The organism is Enhydrobacter aerosaccus (genome assembly GCF_900167455.1).
In the GTDB taxonomy this organism is placed as follows: Bacteria; Pseudomonadota; Alphaproteobacteria; order Reyranellales; family Reyranellaceae; genus Reyranella; species Reyranella aerosaccus.
Window position 1 is genome coordinate 189,558 of sequence record NZ_FUWJ01000008.1, and the last position, 13,668, is coordinate 203,225.

Here is a 13,668-nt window from a genome sequence, read left to right on the forward strand (position 1 = left end):
GAGATTCGTGACCCTGGGACGAGCATCCAGTGTGCTCGTCGTCGCCCTGATGTCGCCTCTGCCTGCGCAGGCAGATGATCAGCCCCTTCAGACGGTCTTGCAGCGATTGCAGTGTGTGCCGTCGAAAATCGCGCCGACGGAGCTTGCGCCAGGAATCGTCCTCTATGAAGTAACCTGCAGGCGCCAAACCGATGTGCTCCGAATCTTGTGCCAAGGAACCGACTGTAGAGAGCAACTGGGAACCCGGGACGATGAGGAAAGGGACGGAGAGAAGCAGTAACTCCGACACCATCCGACAGGGCCTTCGACGAGGCGTCTCTGTTGGTCGAGCCGTGAACGAATTCCTGGGGCGGGTGCGTGGATGGATACGGACCGCCTCGGGGCTTGGGTCGCACGATGAAGAACCGGACCTGAGCGTCAGCGACCGAGAAAGGCGCCATGAGCGCCGGTCGGCGTGGCTGCGACTGGCCGTGCTCGTCATATTGACGCTCAATCTCATGTTGGGTGAGCACAGTGGCAACATCCTCGTGCACGCAAACGTCTTGGGCGGATATGCGTTGGCAAGCGCCGTCGCCCTTGCGCTGTCACTTAGCCGACGGGGACTTGCGTGGACGGGCGCGGCCTTCGTCGTTGTCGACGCGCTGGCGATCGTGGCGCTGTTCCACGAGCATCTCTTTGGATCGGCGACTGCGCTGAATCCGGACCATGCGCTAACGACAACAACCTTCGCCATTGCCTTCGTGTTGCTGAATCACGTGGCCCTTCGCCTGCGTGCGTCGCTCATACTGCTCTACGCCGGCTTGGTGTTGGCGGGCTGGATTTCCCTGCTGATCGTCAAAGGCGTGATCGAGAACCGGTGGAACAGCCCGGCGTCCGCGGTGCTCGCGACCGACGCCGCGCTCGCAACCGCCTTTGCCTTTGCTGCATTTGTCACTTTCTTGATAATTCAAGAGCATGGCGCCTGGCTGACGAGTGCGCTCAAGCTCGAGCGCCGCCGTTTGAGCCTTTCACGTTTCTTTTCGCCCGGTATCGTAGCTGAGCTGCAGAGTGGTTCAGTTGATCTCGAGCGGCGAACGGCTGCTGTGATGTTCGTCGACTTGCGGTCGTTTACTCATTTTGCCGAGACAGCCAAGCCGACAGCGTTGTCTGAACTGCTTGTTGACTATCGAACACATGTCGCCCAGGCCGTCTTCGACTGGGGTGGCACCGTGGACAAGTTTATCGGCGATGGTGTGATGGCTGTATTTGGCCACCCGTGGGCGAAGCCCGATGATGGCGAGCGGGCGATCCGATGTGCGCTACAGCTGAGCCAATCGCTCATCCGGTGGAAACGACAGAGGCGGGAAGAGGCTAAGCCTGCACTTGATGCTGCCATCGGACTTCACATTGGTCTAGTGACGGCGGGTGTGCTCGAAAGCGGTCAACACTATGAGTTCACCGTCGTCGGCGACGCGGTGAACGTCGCGCAACGCCTTGAGCGACTGGCAAAGGAGCTTGACGCTGTGCTTGTGGTTTCTGCTGCCATCCTGGAGAGGCGTCTGCCTAGTGCCGAGGCTGTTCCGTGGGTTTGGAGGGATCAAGTTGAGCTCCAGGGCAGAGAGGGCGTCCTGAAGGTTGCCTATCTACCGCGGTCATCTGCTTGGGTTTGGAAGAGCCCATGAATAGGAAGCAACGCCGACTCTTCATCAAGCATGAGCGTATCGACGGGAAGCAGATAACTCAGCATGGATTGCGCCTTTGGCTTGTTGCTTTGATCGCTATCGTGGCGTTTTCGGCCCTCGGGCTCTACGTGTTCCTTTCCACTAAGACGCTCCCTCCCATACGTCATACTGACCAACTGGTCGTCGACAGAGGGCGCAGCATCTATGCAAGCGAGTGCGCTAGCTGTCATGGAGTAAATCTGGAGGGCCAACCTAACTGGAGGGTACGTTTGCCAAGCGGAAAGCTGCCGGCGCCACCCCATGACGCCGCAGGTCATACTTGGCATCATACGGATGAGGTGCTGTTTGATATCATCAAGCGAGGACCCGCAGCCTACCCGAGTGGCTATGCGACCGATATGCCGGCTTTTAACTCCCGGTTGAGCGATCAGGACATCGCTGCCACGATATCTTTCATTAAGAGTACGTGGACTGACAGTATTTTGCGGCGCCAACCGAGAACCAACGCTCAAGTGCGATAGAGTAGGAAAGATTTTCCTATTGCAGTCGCCTCCGGACCGTCCCCATCAGCTGGATCTCCTGGCGCTGCGTCCCTGCGTCGATACCATCAGCGAACGGTCAGTTCAGATGCGTAGTGTGGGCCTGACGTTGGGAAAGGCAGCATCAAAATATGTTGGTTACTGGCAGTGATCCTTGGCTCTCGCGCTTGCGGCGGCCAGCCCAACGTCCTCAGGATCTCAACCTCAATGGCTGGATCGGACGCAGCGCGAATCACCTAAATTGCATGATCAATTGCGTCGTCGGCAGCAGTCGCATTGTCGACGACACTACGGCGACAGGAATTAAGTGCCGGATTGGTCCTCGCGGCGAAATGCATCCGCCGGCCGAAAAGACGTGGTTATCGTTCGGCGATCACCGGAATTGCAGCGCAGCGAAAATCGCTTGGCGATAACGCCGCCGAGATCAAAACGATTATCTCCTGTGCCGGCATTGTATCATGGCGCGCCGGGACGATCCGTGAGGAAACCGACGATGATGATCCCGCGACCAGCTTGGAACACTGCCAGCAGTCGGGCAATGTGTTGTGAGCGCCGCGCCTTAGCGAATCTCCTGGTCCGATCGCGCGAGTCTGCCCGCGCGAACCGGGCGATTTCGACATTGCTGTCCGGCTAGCCGGCCAACCTCATGCCCACGTCGAAAAATGCCATCTTTGTCACCAGACGGATACCTGGAACGATATCCGAGGTGTCGGATGGTATAGGAACCACGGGTACATGAGCGCCGCAACACGGATTCGACCGCGATGGATCAGGGTGTTCCAGGCCGGACAGAAGCCCGCAAGACAACGAAGGGGGACCGTCAATGCTGACGCTCCTTGCGTTGGTGCCTGTGGCGGGGACAGCAATGTCGCTTGAGCAATCAGGTCTTGCTGGCAGGCGGATGCATGTCGCCGTGCGGGCCGATCGTGCACTTGGAACCGGTCGCCGTGGCATCATCAATGATGCCGTTGGCATCGACGGTGAAGTTGATCATGCAGCGTTGTGCTCGAAAAATGACCTGCGACTTCGGCCCCGTCACCGCCTGATTGGTAATCACATACCCGATGGCGCGACCGCCGTCAGAGGTCGGATCGTCGTGATGCGGCTTGCCCCACGACTGGATGAGATGAGCCGAGCTATGGCCGACCCAGTCCTTCACGTTGAGGTCCTTGACCTGCCCAGTGGACATAGGACCGCATGCAGCGGTGACCATCGCAAGACCCAACGAGAAAATTCCTCCGAGCTTCATGTCCCTCATCTCCTTTACGAGTTTGCCACTCACATCAATGCCTCCTTCATATTTCAGGAGATGGCCCTGGCGTTTGAGCCACATCAATCTCCACGCGTGAATAGAGAGAAGGCAAGTGCGATTGTGGCAGCACGATTTATGCCAAGGGTGTCACCGAAGGTGTGTTGCGATTGCATCGGCAACCACCACGAATATGACCCGTTGGTGTCCAATATTGGACTCGTCTTCTGCCAGAGGATGGGCCAGCATTATTAGACTTGTGTCTGCGGATCTGACGTCGTCGCATGTTGACGCTTGTCGCAACGACGTTCGGCTTCAGACATCATGAGAAGCTCTTGCGGTCCTCAATTTGGCGCAGCGAGAAATCATTGCAGTCGTCGTCGGTTTGAGGCGAGTGGCGACGTTGGCCTTACCTGTTGATCGCTCAGTAGCGTGCGGATGCGCTCTGCGGCGTTGGGGCATGATCATCGTGGCCATAGCAAGCGTGCGCCTAGCTTATGTCGTATGTACATTCAAACTCTGTCGCCCAGCCGTCACATCGGAACTGCTCGGCACCACATAGGGCCGACGGGAGCCATCGGCACCCTTAGCCATATCGTCCTGCGCAACGCCGTTAGTTCGATCGCTGCGTAATGGCGCAGCGTTTGCGCGTTGCGTAGGGCGGTGGTCGTCATGGCTTTATCGCATCGGAGTTGATGCTGCTGGCTCGCTTCCCGCCGAACCACCGCCGCCAATGGACAGAGCGGCCTGCAGGTCGGCCGCGGCGAGATAGAAGTCACGTCTGGCGTCCAGTGCGGAGGCGGTGGCGCCAATGCGCACGCGAGCGTCGACGAAGAACCGGAACAGATCGACGCGCAGCCCCTCACTGGCCAGTACGCCATTGGTGTACCGGAGTGACACCTCACGGGAGACCGTCTGGCGTAGCGGCAAGACTTGGTCACGCCAGAAACGGGCGATGTCGTAGGTGCCGCGATAGGTCTCGTAGGCGATGCGCGCCTCGGACCGTGCATTGACAGCTTTCGCAGCCAGCCGGTTCAGCGCCCGCATGTAGGTCTCCCGCGCTGTCCGCGTGCGGGCTTCGCCGGTATCGAAGATCGGTATCTGGAAGTCGAGCTGGGCGCCGCCGCGGTTGATTGCGGTATTGCTGTTGGTCAGCATGTTGGGCGATTCGTTATTATAGATACCGGCCAGTTGCAGCATCGAGACGTACCGGGTCGCTTCCGTGAGTGACAGGGATTTAGCCAGCGCGGCGACATCGTAGCGCCCCATGGTCAGGTCGACTCTGCGGTTGATGGCTTCGACCTCCACCGCAGCCATTGATTCGGGTTCGCCAGGAAGGGGCGGCAGCTCGGCGGGGAGGTTGAAGGAAGTGTCGCCTCCCCACAGCCCCATGAGGCGGATCAGCGTCTCACGCTCGCGGCGCGCCGTGAGCCGGGCCTGGGCCATGCGCGCGCTCAATTCGGCATAGAAGGCGGCCAGTTCGACCTGATCGAGCTGGTCGCCGCCGCCGGCTTGACCTAGCTGCATATTTAGCCTCACGGCCGCGTCGACCGTGCTGCGCGCCTGGTCCAGGAAGCCGACCTGCTGCTGGGCCGCAACCGCCCGGATATAGGCCCGGCGCGTGTCCGTCGCGAGGGTCAGCGTGGTCGCCACAGCTTGTTGCCGAGCACGGGCAAACTGATCAGCGGCAATCTCCGTGCGACGAGGCAGGGTGATCAAGCTGAGGATGTCTCCAATCAACCTCAGCTCGAAATTTGCGACCCCCGTGCCTCCGATGTTCATCAGTGAGATCCCTGGGTTGGGCGGCAGGCTGGCCTGGACATAGGCTGCCTCGGAGATTCCCAGGTCGTTGTACGCCGCCTGCAGGTCGCGGTTGTTGAGCAGCGCCACCTCAACTGCGGCATCGGCCGAGAGGGGTGCAGCCAGCAGGGCCGCGACTTGTTCCTTCGCCCGCTGCGCCTGCTCGATGTTGGTGATCTTGACGACGTTCTTGCCGACGCCGGGACTGATCTCCCGGCCAACGCCCAGTGCCACCTCACCCATGCCGCCATCTGGCGAGAAGGAGGCGCAACCGGCCAGAAGGCCGATAAGAGAAAGCACGATGATGGCAGCCTTTGTCATGGCGCCACTCCCAGTCCGTGATAGACCGTCCCAGCCATCACAGGGCGATAGGGCGCGTCGGCAGAAGTTGCAGCTGGGTCATCGGGCTCGGGCAACGGCGCCAGCGTCGGTGGCGGCGACGTTGCACAGGCCTGGAGCATCATCAGTAATGCGGTGAGCACGAAGAGCTTCATGGGTGCGCCTCCCTTAGCGTTCCAGGTGCAGGTTGCAGACGCCAGCCTTTCACCAAACCATAGAGCGCGGGAATGACCAGCAAGGTGAGCAGGGTCGAGCTCACCATGCCGCCGATCATCGGTACGGCGATGCGCTGCATCACTTCCGAGCCCGTTCCGGTGCTCCACAGGATCGGCAGCAGGCCGGCCATGATGGCCGTCACCGTCATCATCTTTGGCCGCACCCGCTCGACGGCGCCTTCGACGATCGCGGCCGTGAGGTCGGAGCGATCGAGCGGGCGCCCTTCGGCTTCCGCTCGTCGTCGGCGCTCGGCCAAGGCGTGGTCGAGGTAGATCAGCATCACGACGCCGGTCTCTGCGGCGACGCCGGCAAGGGCGATGAAGCCCACCGCGACGGCGACGCTCATGTTGAAGCCCATCCACCAAACGAGCCAGAAGCCGCCGACCAGCGAGAAGGGCAGCGACAGCATCACGATCAGAGTCTCGGTCATGCGCTGGAAATTGAGGTAGAGGAGCACGAAGATCAGGAGCAGCGTCGCCGGCACCACGATCTGCAGGCGCGCCTCCGCCCGCTGCAGAAACTCGAACTGGCCGCTCCACACGGCGTAGAAGCCGGGCGGAAACTTGACCTTTTCCTGTACGGCGCGCTGGGCGTCGGCGACGTAGCTGCCGAGGTCGCGGTCGCGGTAATCGATGAAGATGTAGACCGCAAGCTGGGCGTTCTCGGTGCGGATCGTTGTCGGGCCCCGATTGGGCTTCACCTCGGCGAGCTGGCCGAGCGGGATCATGCCGCCGCTCATGGTCGAGACCAGGACGTCGGAGGCGATGGCCCGCGGATCGGAGCGCAGGTCACGCGGATAGCGAACGTTGATCGTATAGCGTTCCCGGCCCTCGACCGTCGTGGCGACTGCCTCACCACCGAGCGCGCTCGACACGGCCAACTGGAGATCCTCGATCAGCACACCGTATTGTGCCAGCCGGGTCCGGTCGGGCACGATGTCGAGGAAGGAGCCGCCGGTGACACGCTCAGCGAACGCTGATGTCGTGCCGGGCACATCGCGCACTGCAGCTTCGACCTGGCGCGCGAGATTTTCCAGCTCGCCGAGATCGCGGCCTAAGAGCTTGATGCCGACGGGCGTGCGGATGCCCGTCGCCAGCATGTCGGTACGGGCCTTGATGGGCATCGTCCAGGCGTTACTGACGCCGGGGAATTGCAGGGCCCGGTCGAGTTCAGCAATTACCTTGTCGATGTTCATGCCAGGCCGCCACTGGTCCTTGGGCTTGAGGCTGATCACCGTCTCGAACATCTCGAGCGGCGCGGGATCGGTGGCGGTGGTGGCGCGGCCGGCTTTGCCGTAGACCGAGGCCACCTCTGGGAACGACTTGATGATCTTGTCCTGGGTCTGCAGCAGCTCGGCCGACTTGGTGACCGAGAGCCCAGGCAACGTGGTCGGCATATAGAACAGCGTACCCTCGTCGAGGCTTGGCATGAACTCGCTGCCGACCCGCATCGCAGGCCATGCCGTCGCGCCCAAGACCGCCACCGCCAACAGGATAGTCGGCACGCGCGCCCACAATACCAGCCGGATCGCCGGACGATAGAGCCAGATCAATGCTCGGTTCACCGGGTTGCGTCGCTCGGGCAAAATGCGGCCGCGCACGAACAGGACCATCAGCGCCGGCACCAGGGTCACCGACAACAGCGCCGACGCGGCCATTGCGAGGCTCTTGGTCCAGGCCAGCGGCTTGAAGAGCCGGCCCTCCTGGGCCTCCAGGGTGAAGATCGGCAGGAACGAGACGGTGATGACCAGCAGGCTGAAGAACAGCGCCGGGCCAACCTCGACCGCCGCCGCTATGATCGCCTCAGTGCGCGACTCCCCCGGCTTCAATCGCTCAAGGTGCTTGTGGGCATTCTCGATCATGACGATCGCGGCGTCGATCATGGCGCCGATGGCGATGGCGATGCCGCCGAGGCTCATGATGTTCGAGCCGATGCCCAGCGCATGCATGGCGAGGAACGCCATCAGAATGCCAACCGGCAAGGTGATGATCGCTACCAACGCCGAGCGTAGATGAAGCAGGAATACGAAACAGACCACCGCTACCACGATGCTTTCCTCGATCAGCGTGTAGACGAGGGTATCGATGGCCCGATAGATCAGGTCCGAGCGATCGTAGACTGGCTCGATGCGAACACCCTCCGGCAGGCCGGCGGCAATCTCCTTGAGTTTGGATTTGACGTTGGAGATGACATCGAGCGCGTTCTGCCCGAAGCGCTGCAGCACGATGCCGCTCACCACTTCGCCCTCGCCATCGAGCTCGGTGAGGCCGCGCCGCTCGTCGGGGCCAAACTCGACCCGCGCCACGTCGCGCAGCAGTACCGGCACCGTCCCGTCGGCGCGCAGCACAATCTGCTCGAGGTCCGCCACGTTCTTGATGTAGCCTCGCCCGCGCACCATGAACTCGGTCTCGGCCATCTCGACGACCCGGCCGCCGACTTCCCGGTTGGAGGCCCGGATAGTCTCGATGACTCGGGCGAGCGGCACGCCGAACGAGCGCAGCTTCACGGGATCGACGACGACGTTATATTGCCGCACGAAGCCGCCGACGCTCGCCACTTCGGCCACGCCTTCGGCCTTGGCCGCGCCGAAGCGGATGAACCAGTCCTGCAGCGAGCGCAACTCGGCCAGGGAGCGGTTCGCGCCGACCACAACGTACTGGTAGACCCAGCCGACTCCGGTGGCGTCCGGTCCTAGGGTCGGCTTGACGTCGGCCGGCAGTTTCTGGGCGCCCGAGTTGAGGTATTCCAGCACGCGGCTGCGCGCCCAGTAGATGTCGGTGCCATCCTCGAAGATGATGTAGACGAACGACACGCCGAAGAAAGAGAAGCCGCGCACGGCGCGACTGCGCGGCACCGCAAGCATGGCCGTCGTGAGTGGATAGGTGACTTGGTCCTCGACCACCTGCGGCGCCTGACCCGGCATCTCGGTATAGACGATGACCTGGGTGTCGGAGAGGTCAGGGATGGCGTCGAGCGAAACGTGGCGGACGGCGTAGAGACCACCGCCGATCAGACCGAGGGTCGCGATGAAAACCAGCAGCAGGCTCCGGGCAGACCAACGGATGAGGCCGGCGATCACTTGCTCTCTCCCGCCGTGAAGGCGCCAAGGGCCGCCCTGAGGTTGCTTTCGGCATCGATCAGGAAGGTCGCCGAGGTGACCACACGCTCGCCGGGCTTCAGCCCGTCGAGCACCTGAATATAGCCCGGCACGCGCGCGCCAAGTTTCACAGTCACCGGCTGGTAGCGGCCCTCGCCGCGCTCGACCAGCACGATCTGGCGCTGGCCGCTGTCGATCACCGCGGAATCAGGTACGGCGAGCGCGCGGCCTAACGGCGCCTCGATCTCGACAGTGGCCGCCATATCGGCGCGCAGCAGACCATCGAGGTTAGCAACCTCGATGCGCAGCCGCGCCGTGCGGCTTTCCTTGCCAACATTAGGATAGATGAAGATCACGCGGCCGGGAAACGACCGGTCGGGCCAGGTGTTGACCATTACCTTGGCCATGTCGCCCACCTTCACGTAGGCGAGATCCTGTTCGTACACCTCGGCCAGCACCCACATCGTTGATGTATCGACGATGCGAAACAGCACCTCGCCAGGCTGGTAGCGCATCCCCTTGACCGCCATCTTCTCGACGACCGTGCCGGCTTCTGGCGCCGGTACGCCGATGATGCGTGACGCGCGGTCGCCACGGCGCAGCTTCTCAAGCTCGGCCTCGGGATAGTCGAGATTGCGCAGGCGGCCCTCGGCACCGCTCTGCGTGCCGCGCGACAGCATGAATTCTTGCTGCAACACGTTGAGCTCGGGGCTGTAGACGTCAAACAGCGTCTGGCCGGCCTTCACGACGTCGCCGGTGGCGTTGACGTATAGCTTCTCGATCCAACCGCCGAACTTCGGCGCGACCACGGCCTGGCGGCGCTCATCGTACTGCACTGAGGCGAAAGTGCGGATGGTCCGCGCCAGTTGCCGCTCCTCGACCAATTCGCTGCGCACGCCGAGCCGCTGCACACGATCGAGGCTCACCTTGACGATGTCGGAGGCCTGCGGTTCCTCTGCGTCGTCGCAAACCGGTATGTAGTCCATGTTCATCGAATCCTTTTTGGGCACCGGAGAGGTGTCGGGTGCACCCATGGGATTGCGATAGAGCTTGGCCGGCTTGCCGTTACACGGGCCTGTGGGTGTAGGCCCTGCAGCCTCAGCGGATGACATCGGGCTGGTTGAGCCGCCGCCTTTCCACATCCACAATACGGCCGCGGCGCCTGCGGCCCCGCCCAGCAACAGCGCGATTAGTGCAATCGCCACGGCGTGCGCCCGCTTCGAATGTGGTGTGCTCGACATGCGACTTTCCTTCCAACAACTTCGCGTGCATACGCGCGAGCAGCGCAATGCCATTGGGCATTCGCTTCGCTACAATAAACGCCGGGAAGTTAGGATCGCGGTGGGAAGGGATCGGGTGGCGGAGATCGGCCGTGCAGGGCGGCCAGCGGCGAGGAACTTACCGCTTCAGTAGTTGATACCTCGCCCAAGGAAAAATCCGCCACGCCGAGTGCGGGCGCCGAGGCCACGCAGGTCTGGACGCAACCGGCCATCGCTGGCTGGCACGGCGCCCCTTGGCAATCGGGGCAGTTATCACAGGGCTCGGATGCTGCCGTCTGCGCCGGTACGCTATTGAGCGAAGGTGCCGACCAAAAAGCGGCCGCGGGCAGACTTGCCGCGAGAACGGCAAAGCAGCCTAGCAGGCCAGCAAGGAGGCGCAGACGACGCATGGCTATCATAGTGTGCTAATCGGTCGAACCTGCCAACAGCGCAGTTGTCACGGTAGCGCTATGCAGAGACGCTGCATCGATGACGTGGCGCTCGGTCAAGACCATCCAGCCTTCGGTTCGAATAACGCGACTTCTCACTTCGATCGTAGGTATTTGACGAGAGCCGCAGCGCCCAACAGAAGAACGACGAGGGCTAGTATTCCAATCACCCATCCGCCCCACATCATGGTACCGCAGGACATGTCTTCGCTCATCGGATTTGCTCCTATCGGATTGGCCAGCGCGCAGTGACGTAACGGCGCCACATTTCGGCAGTTGCCGATCGCCGACGGACCGAAGCGCGCGGGATAGACACGGTCTTCTCAATTGGCGTTCTCTATTCTGCTGATGACGAACCCATCGTTGTCGCGTTCCACCTTGAACCGAATCTTGTCTCCCGGGGTCAGTCCCGCGAGCATCGCCGGCTCCTTGACCTGAAAGATCATGGTCATGGCTTCCATGAAGAGGTGGGGAATCGGCTTGTGCTCGATGGCGATTTTGCCGGCATCGCGATCGACCTTAACGACGCGGCCGGCCGGCAGAACCCGTTCGCCGGACAGGCTGGCGTCCCACGCCAGCGTGGGCGCGGCAATTGCGCTGGTCGTCGCTGCGACGACCAGCACTATAGCTCTTCGGCGGAACATTTTCGCTCTCCATTAGTGTTTCTGGATCCGACGAGTGCCCGGCTTGGGCAGGCGCCGTGGGCCGAGTTCGTCATCGCGGGGCCCGCCAAGACTTCATTGGGCTTCAAAAGTGACCGCGCCGATGACCATCTCGCTCGCGCCGCGGATGGCCCTCTCCTGCATGAACTTCACGGAGAAGTTGAAAGAGCGCTCGACGCGAGTTGCACCTGGCACCTTGGCGGAGACCTGCAATGTTTGGGGACCGGCCGTTGCCGTCTCGACCCGGAATCGGCGGGAACCTGTTGGCTCGGCGACAGAATTGATCGCCGTGGCCGCGGAGATCTCCGCGTTCGCAACCGGTGTGCCGTTGACCGTGCGCACGAGGCGGACGGTTACCTCCGACTTGCCGGGACCGGCAGGTACCGCCTGCACCACCTCGAAGCGATAGTCTGAGGGTGCGGCGAAGGCGGGGCCCGACATCGTGATCGCCACCGCGGCGGCGAAGCTCGCTGCGCTCGCGGCCAGAACGGCGCCTGCGCCGACGAGCGTTCTGTGAAGTGGACATTCCATGTCGATCTCCTTGTCTTGAGGGTTCCCTTCCTAAGGGAGTGGCCTCTTCCCGTAAGTTCGACGCGGAGGGGGCAACGGATACAGGGTCATGCTCACGTTGACGTGAACGGCGCATTCGAGTGCACTGCGTGCCGTGACGAATTTTTTGGCGGTCCGTGTAACCAGGGCTGCCTCTCGCCCGAATAAAAGACTGCAGCCGTATGTCGACGAATGAGCAAGAGCTGAAGGCACTCATGACGGCCGGCCTCGACGGCGACGCTGCTGCATATCGGATGCTGCTCGAACGGCTCAGCCAGCATTTGCGCAGCTACTACCGAGGACGGCTTTCGCGTGTCGGGCGGGGGGACTTTGAAGCGGAGGATCTATTGCAGGAAACGTTGCTGGCGATCCACACCAGACGGCATACCTACGATCGAGCAGAGTTCTTCACGCCATGGATGCACGCCATCGCACGTTACAAGCTCATCGACTATCTGCGCCACACCAACTCGTCCTACCGCGACGTGCCGCTCGAGGACGCCGGCGAGCTTACTTCGCACGCCGATCATGACGGGGTGGAGAGCTCGATCGACCTTAGGCGGCTGATGGCCCGGCTACCGGTCAAGATGCAACAAGCCATTAAGTACGTGAAACTGGACGGATTGAGTGTCGCCGAGGCGGCGCGCCGCTCGGGCATGACGGAGTCGGCGGTCAAAATCAGCATCCACCGCGGATTGAAGGCGTTATCGGCGGTGATTAGGCCGGAGCACAAGACATGAAAACAGACGATCTGGTCAATATGCTGAGCACCAATGTCGAAGTCGTCGATCAACGGCTGGTATCTCGTACCATCGCCGGAGCCATCGCGGTGGGCGCGGTGGTCGCTCTTGGCGCCTCACTGGTCATGCTTGGCGGCCGGACCGACGTTTGGACCGCTGAGGCACTTGGCTTCATGATCGCCAAGCTCGCTTTCGCAGTGGCGGTCGCGGCGCTTGCCTTTTTCTATTTGACCAGATTTGCGCGACCAGCCGGCAGCCGGCGTGGGTCGATAGCGCTGGTGGCGTTGCCGTTCGTCGGCATTGTCGGGCTGGCCGCGATCAGCTTGGCTAATGCGCCCGCGGGGCATTGGCAAGTGATGTTCATGGGGAACGAATGGCTCGAATGCCTGCTGTCCATACCGATAATCGCCATTGTTCCCTTCGCCCTCGTGGTCTGGGCGGTTCGACAAGCCGCGCCGACGGATCTAAGACGAGCTGGCGCACTTGCCGGCCTCATCGCAGGGGGGCTGAGCGCCGCTGGTTACGCCTTGCATTGCACCGCCGATTCGTTGCCGTTCGTCGCCATCTGGTACAGCGGCACGATCATGTTGTGCACACTCGCTGGCGCCGTCCTCGGCCCCCGGCTGCTGCGCTGGTAGTGGCAAACGCCGTTCAGAAGTGGCAAAGCACTCCTACATCGATGGGACCGCCTGCGCGTCGGGCCACAGGCCTACGATTGGAAAGACACAAGAACTAGCGATGGCGCAACAATCGCTTGTGCCGTGAGCGAACCACCGCACAAGCAATACTTGGGACAATAAGCCATCGAGTAAACGGAGAAACTCCCGTGCCGAGAAGGGGTAGGGTCGGCATCAAGTTGGAATATTGCCAAGTCTTCCGGACTATCGTGTTCATCCATTCACTGTAGACGGACGGCGTAGCCAACCGCAATGATGATTGTCGCCATCATAACAACGGTGAACCTTTCGGAAGGCCACGATCGATGTCCGACAACCAGCAGCGCGATCAGAAGTGATAGGCTTGCGATCATCAATAAGCCGATCGTGCAATGGAAGACCGCGATCGCAATTTCTCCCCAGGAACCCGTACTCCAAATAGTATAGAGGGG

At 61.7% G+C, this 13,668-nt stretch carries 12 protein-coding genes; 5 read left to right on the forward strand and 7 right to left on the reverse strand.

Annotated features, from left to right (window positions below; all coding sequences use genetic code 11):
* Positions 1 to 332 precede the first annotated feature (332 nt).
* The 3 genes from B5D62_RS23815 to B5D62_RS33060 all read left to right on the forward strand — a co-directional run bounded on the left by B5D62_RS23815 (position 333) and on the right by B5D62_RS33060 (position 2,749).
* Positions 333 to 1,661, forward strand: coding sequence for an adenylate/guanylate cyclase domain-containing protein (locus tag B5D62_RS23815; RefSeq protein WP_170921096.1), 1,329 nt, complete (start codon positions 333 to 335; stop codon positions 1,659 to 1,661).
* The gene (locus B5D62_RS23820) at positions 1,658 to 2,182 is read left to right on the forward strand and encodes a c-type cytochrome (protein ID WP_085936536.1); all 525 of its coding nucleotides are present in this window, start codon (positions 1,658 to 1,660) and stop codon (positions 2,180 to 2,182) included. Before B5D62_RS23815 ends, B5D62_RS23820 begins: the two co-directional genes overlap by 4 nt.
* A gap of 333 nt (positions 2,183 to 2,515) precedes the next feature.
* Positions 2,516 to 2,749 carry a hypothetical protein gene (locus B5D62_RS33060; RefSeq protein ID WP_139374053.1) on the forward strand — a complete coding sequence of 78 codons (234 nt, stop codon included), beginning with the start codon at positions 2,516 to 2,518 and terminating at the stop codon, positions 2,747 to 2,749.
* A gap of 331 nt (positions 2,750 to 3,080) precedes the next feature.
* Here the strand turns inward: B5D62_RS33060 and B5D62_RS23825 are convergent, their stop codons facing one another.
* From B5D62_RS23825 to B5D62_RS23850, 7 genes are all read right to left on the reverse strand, one after another.
* Positions 3,081 to 3,449: a hypothetical protein gene (locus tag B5D62_RS23825; protein WP_139374054.1), complete on the reverse strand. Its 369-nt coding sequence runs from the start codon at positions 3,447 to 3,449 to the stop codon at positions 3,081 to 3,083.
* 678 nt (positions 3,450 to 4,127) lie between these two features.
* The gene (locus tag B5D62_RS23830; protein WP_085936538.1) at positions 4,128 to 5,570 is read right to left on the reverse strand and encodes a TolC family protein; all 1,443 of its coding nucleotides are present in this window, start codon (positions 5,568 to 5,570) and stop codon (positions 4,128 to 4,130) included.
* Positions 5,567 to 5,743: a hypothetical protein gene (locus B5D62_RS33495; protein WP_170921097.1), complete on the reverse strand. Its 177-nt coding sequence runs from the start codon at positions 5,741 to 5,743 to the stop codon at positions 5,567 to 5,569. Before B5D62_RS33495 ends, B5D62_RS23830 begins: the two co-directional genes overlap by 4 nt.
* Positions 5,740 to 8,883, reverse strand: a complete 3,144-nt coding sequence (locus B5D62_RS23835; RefSeq protein ID WP_085936539.1) for an efflux RND transporter permease subunit — start codon at positions 8,881 to 8,883, stop codon at positions 5,740 to 5,742. Before B5D62_RS23835 ends, B5D62_RS33495 begins: the two co-directional genes overlap by 4 nt.
* The gene (locus B5D62_RS23840; protein ID WP_170921098.1) at positions 8,880 to 10,142 is read right to left on the reverse strand and encodes an efflux RND transporter periplasmic adaptor subunit; all 1,263 of its coding nucleotides are present in this window, start codon (positions 10,140 to 10,142) and stop codon (positions 8,880 to 8,882) included. Before B5D62_RS23840 ends, B5D62_RS23835 begins: the two co-directional genes overlap by 4 nt.
* 790 nt (positions 10,143 to 10,932) lie before the next feature.
* Entirely contained in the window at positions 10,933 to 11,232 is a 300-nt protein-coding gene (locus B5D62_RS23845; protein WP_218191260.1) for a copper-binding protein, read from the reverse strand.
* A 114-nt stretch (positions 11,233 to 11,346) separates the two neighbouring features.
* Positions 11,347 to 11,802 (reverse strand): hypothetical protein, encoded by a 456-nt coding sequence (locus B5D62_RS23850; protein ID WP_085936542.1) that lies wholly within the window; start codon positions 11,800 to 11,802, stop codon positions 11,347 to 11,349.
* 200 nt (positions 11,803 to 12,002) lie between these two features.
* Between B5D62_RS23850 and B5D62_RS23855 the strand changes: the two genes are divergently transcribed.
* Together B5D62_RS23855 and B5D62_RS23860 are read left to right on the forward strand one after the other, a co-directional pair.
* Complete coding sequence (locus B5D62_RS23855; protein WP_085936543.1) at positions 12,003 to 12,560, forward strand: sigma-70 family RNA polymerase sigma factor; 558 nt, start codon at positions 12,003 to 12,005, stop codon at positions 12,558 to 12,560.
* A complete protein-coding gene (locus tag B5D62_RS23860) occupies positions 12,557 to 13,198 on the forward strand; it encodes an NrsF family protein (protein WP_085936544.1) in 642 nt (213 codons plus the stop codon). Before B5D62_RS23855 ends, B5D62_RS23860 begins: the two co-directional genes overlap by 4 nt.
* Positions 13,199 to 13,668: the final 470 nt, after the last annotated feature.

Excerpts from the sequence above, each read along its gene's own strand:
- B5D62_RS23855 (WP_085936543.1), top strand. The coding sequence starts at position 12,003 with ATGTCGACGAATGAGCAAGAGCTGAAGGCACTCATGACGGCCGGCCTC.
- B5D62_RS23850 (WP_085936542.1), bottom strand. The coding sequence starts at position 11,802 with ATGGAATGTCCACTTCACAGAACGCTCGTCGGCGCAGGCGCCGTTCTG.
- B5D62_RS23825 (WP_139374054.1), bottom strand. The coding sequence starts at position 3,449 with ATGAAGCTCGGAGGAATTTTCTCGTTGGGTCTTGCGATGGTCACCGCT.
- B5D62_RS33495 (WP_170921097.1), bottom strand. The coding sequence starts at position 5,743 with ATGAAGCTCTTCGTGCTCACCGCATTACTGATGATGCTCCAGGCCTGT.
- B5D62_RS23860 (WP_085936544.1), top strand. The coding sequence starts at position 12,557 with ATGAAAACAGACGATCTGGTCAATATGCTGAGCACCAATGTCGAAGTC.
- B5D62_RS23830 (WP_085936538.1), bottom strand. The coding sequence starts at position 5,570 with ATGACAAAGGCTGCCATCATCGTGCTTTCTCTTATCGGCCTTCTGGCC.
- B5D62_RS23820 (WP_085936536.1), top strand. The coding sequence starts at position 1,658 with ATGAATAGGAAGCAACGCCGACTCTTCATCAAGCATGAGCGTATCGAC.
- B5D62_RS23840 (WP_170921098.1), bottom strand. The coding sequence starts at position 10,142 with ATGTCGAGCACACCACATTCGAAGCGGGCGCACGCCGTGGCGATTGCA.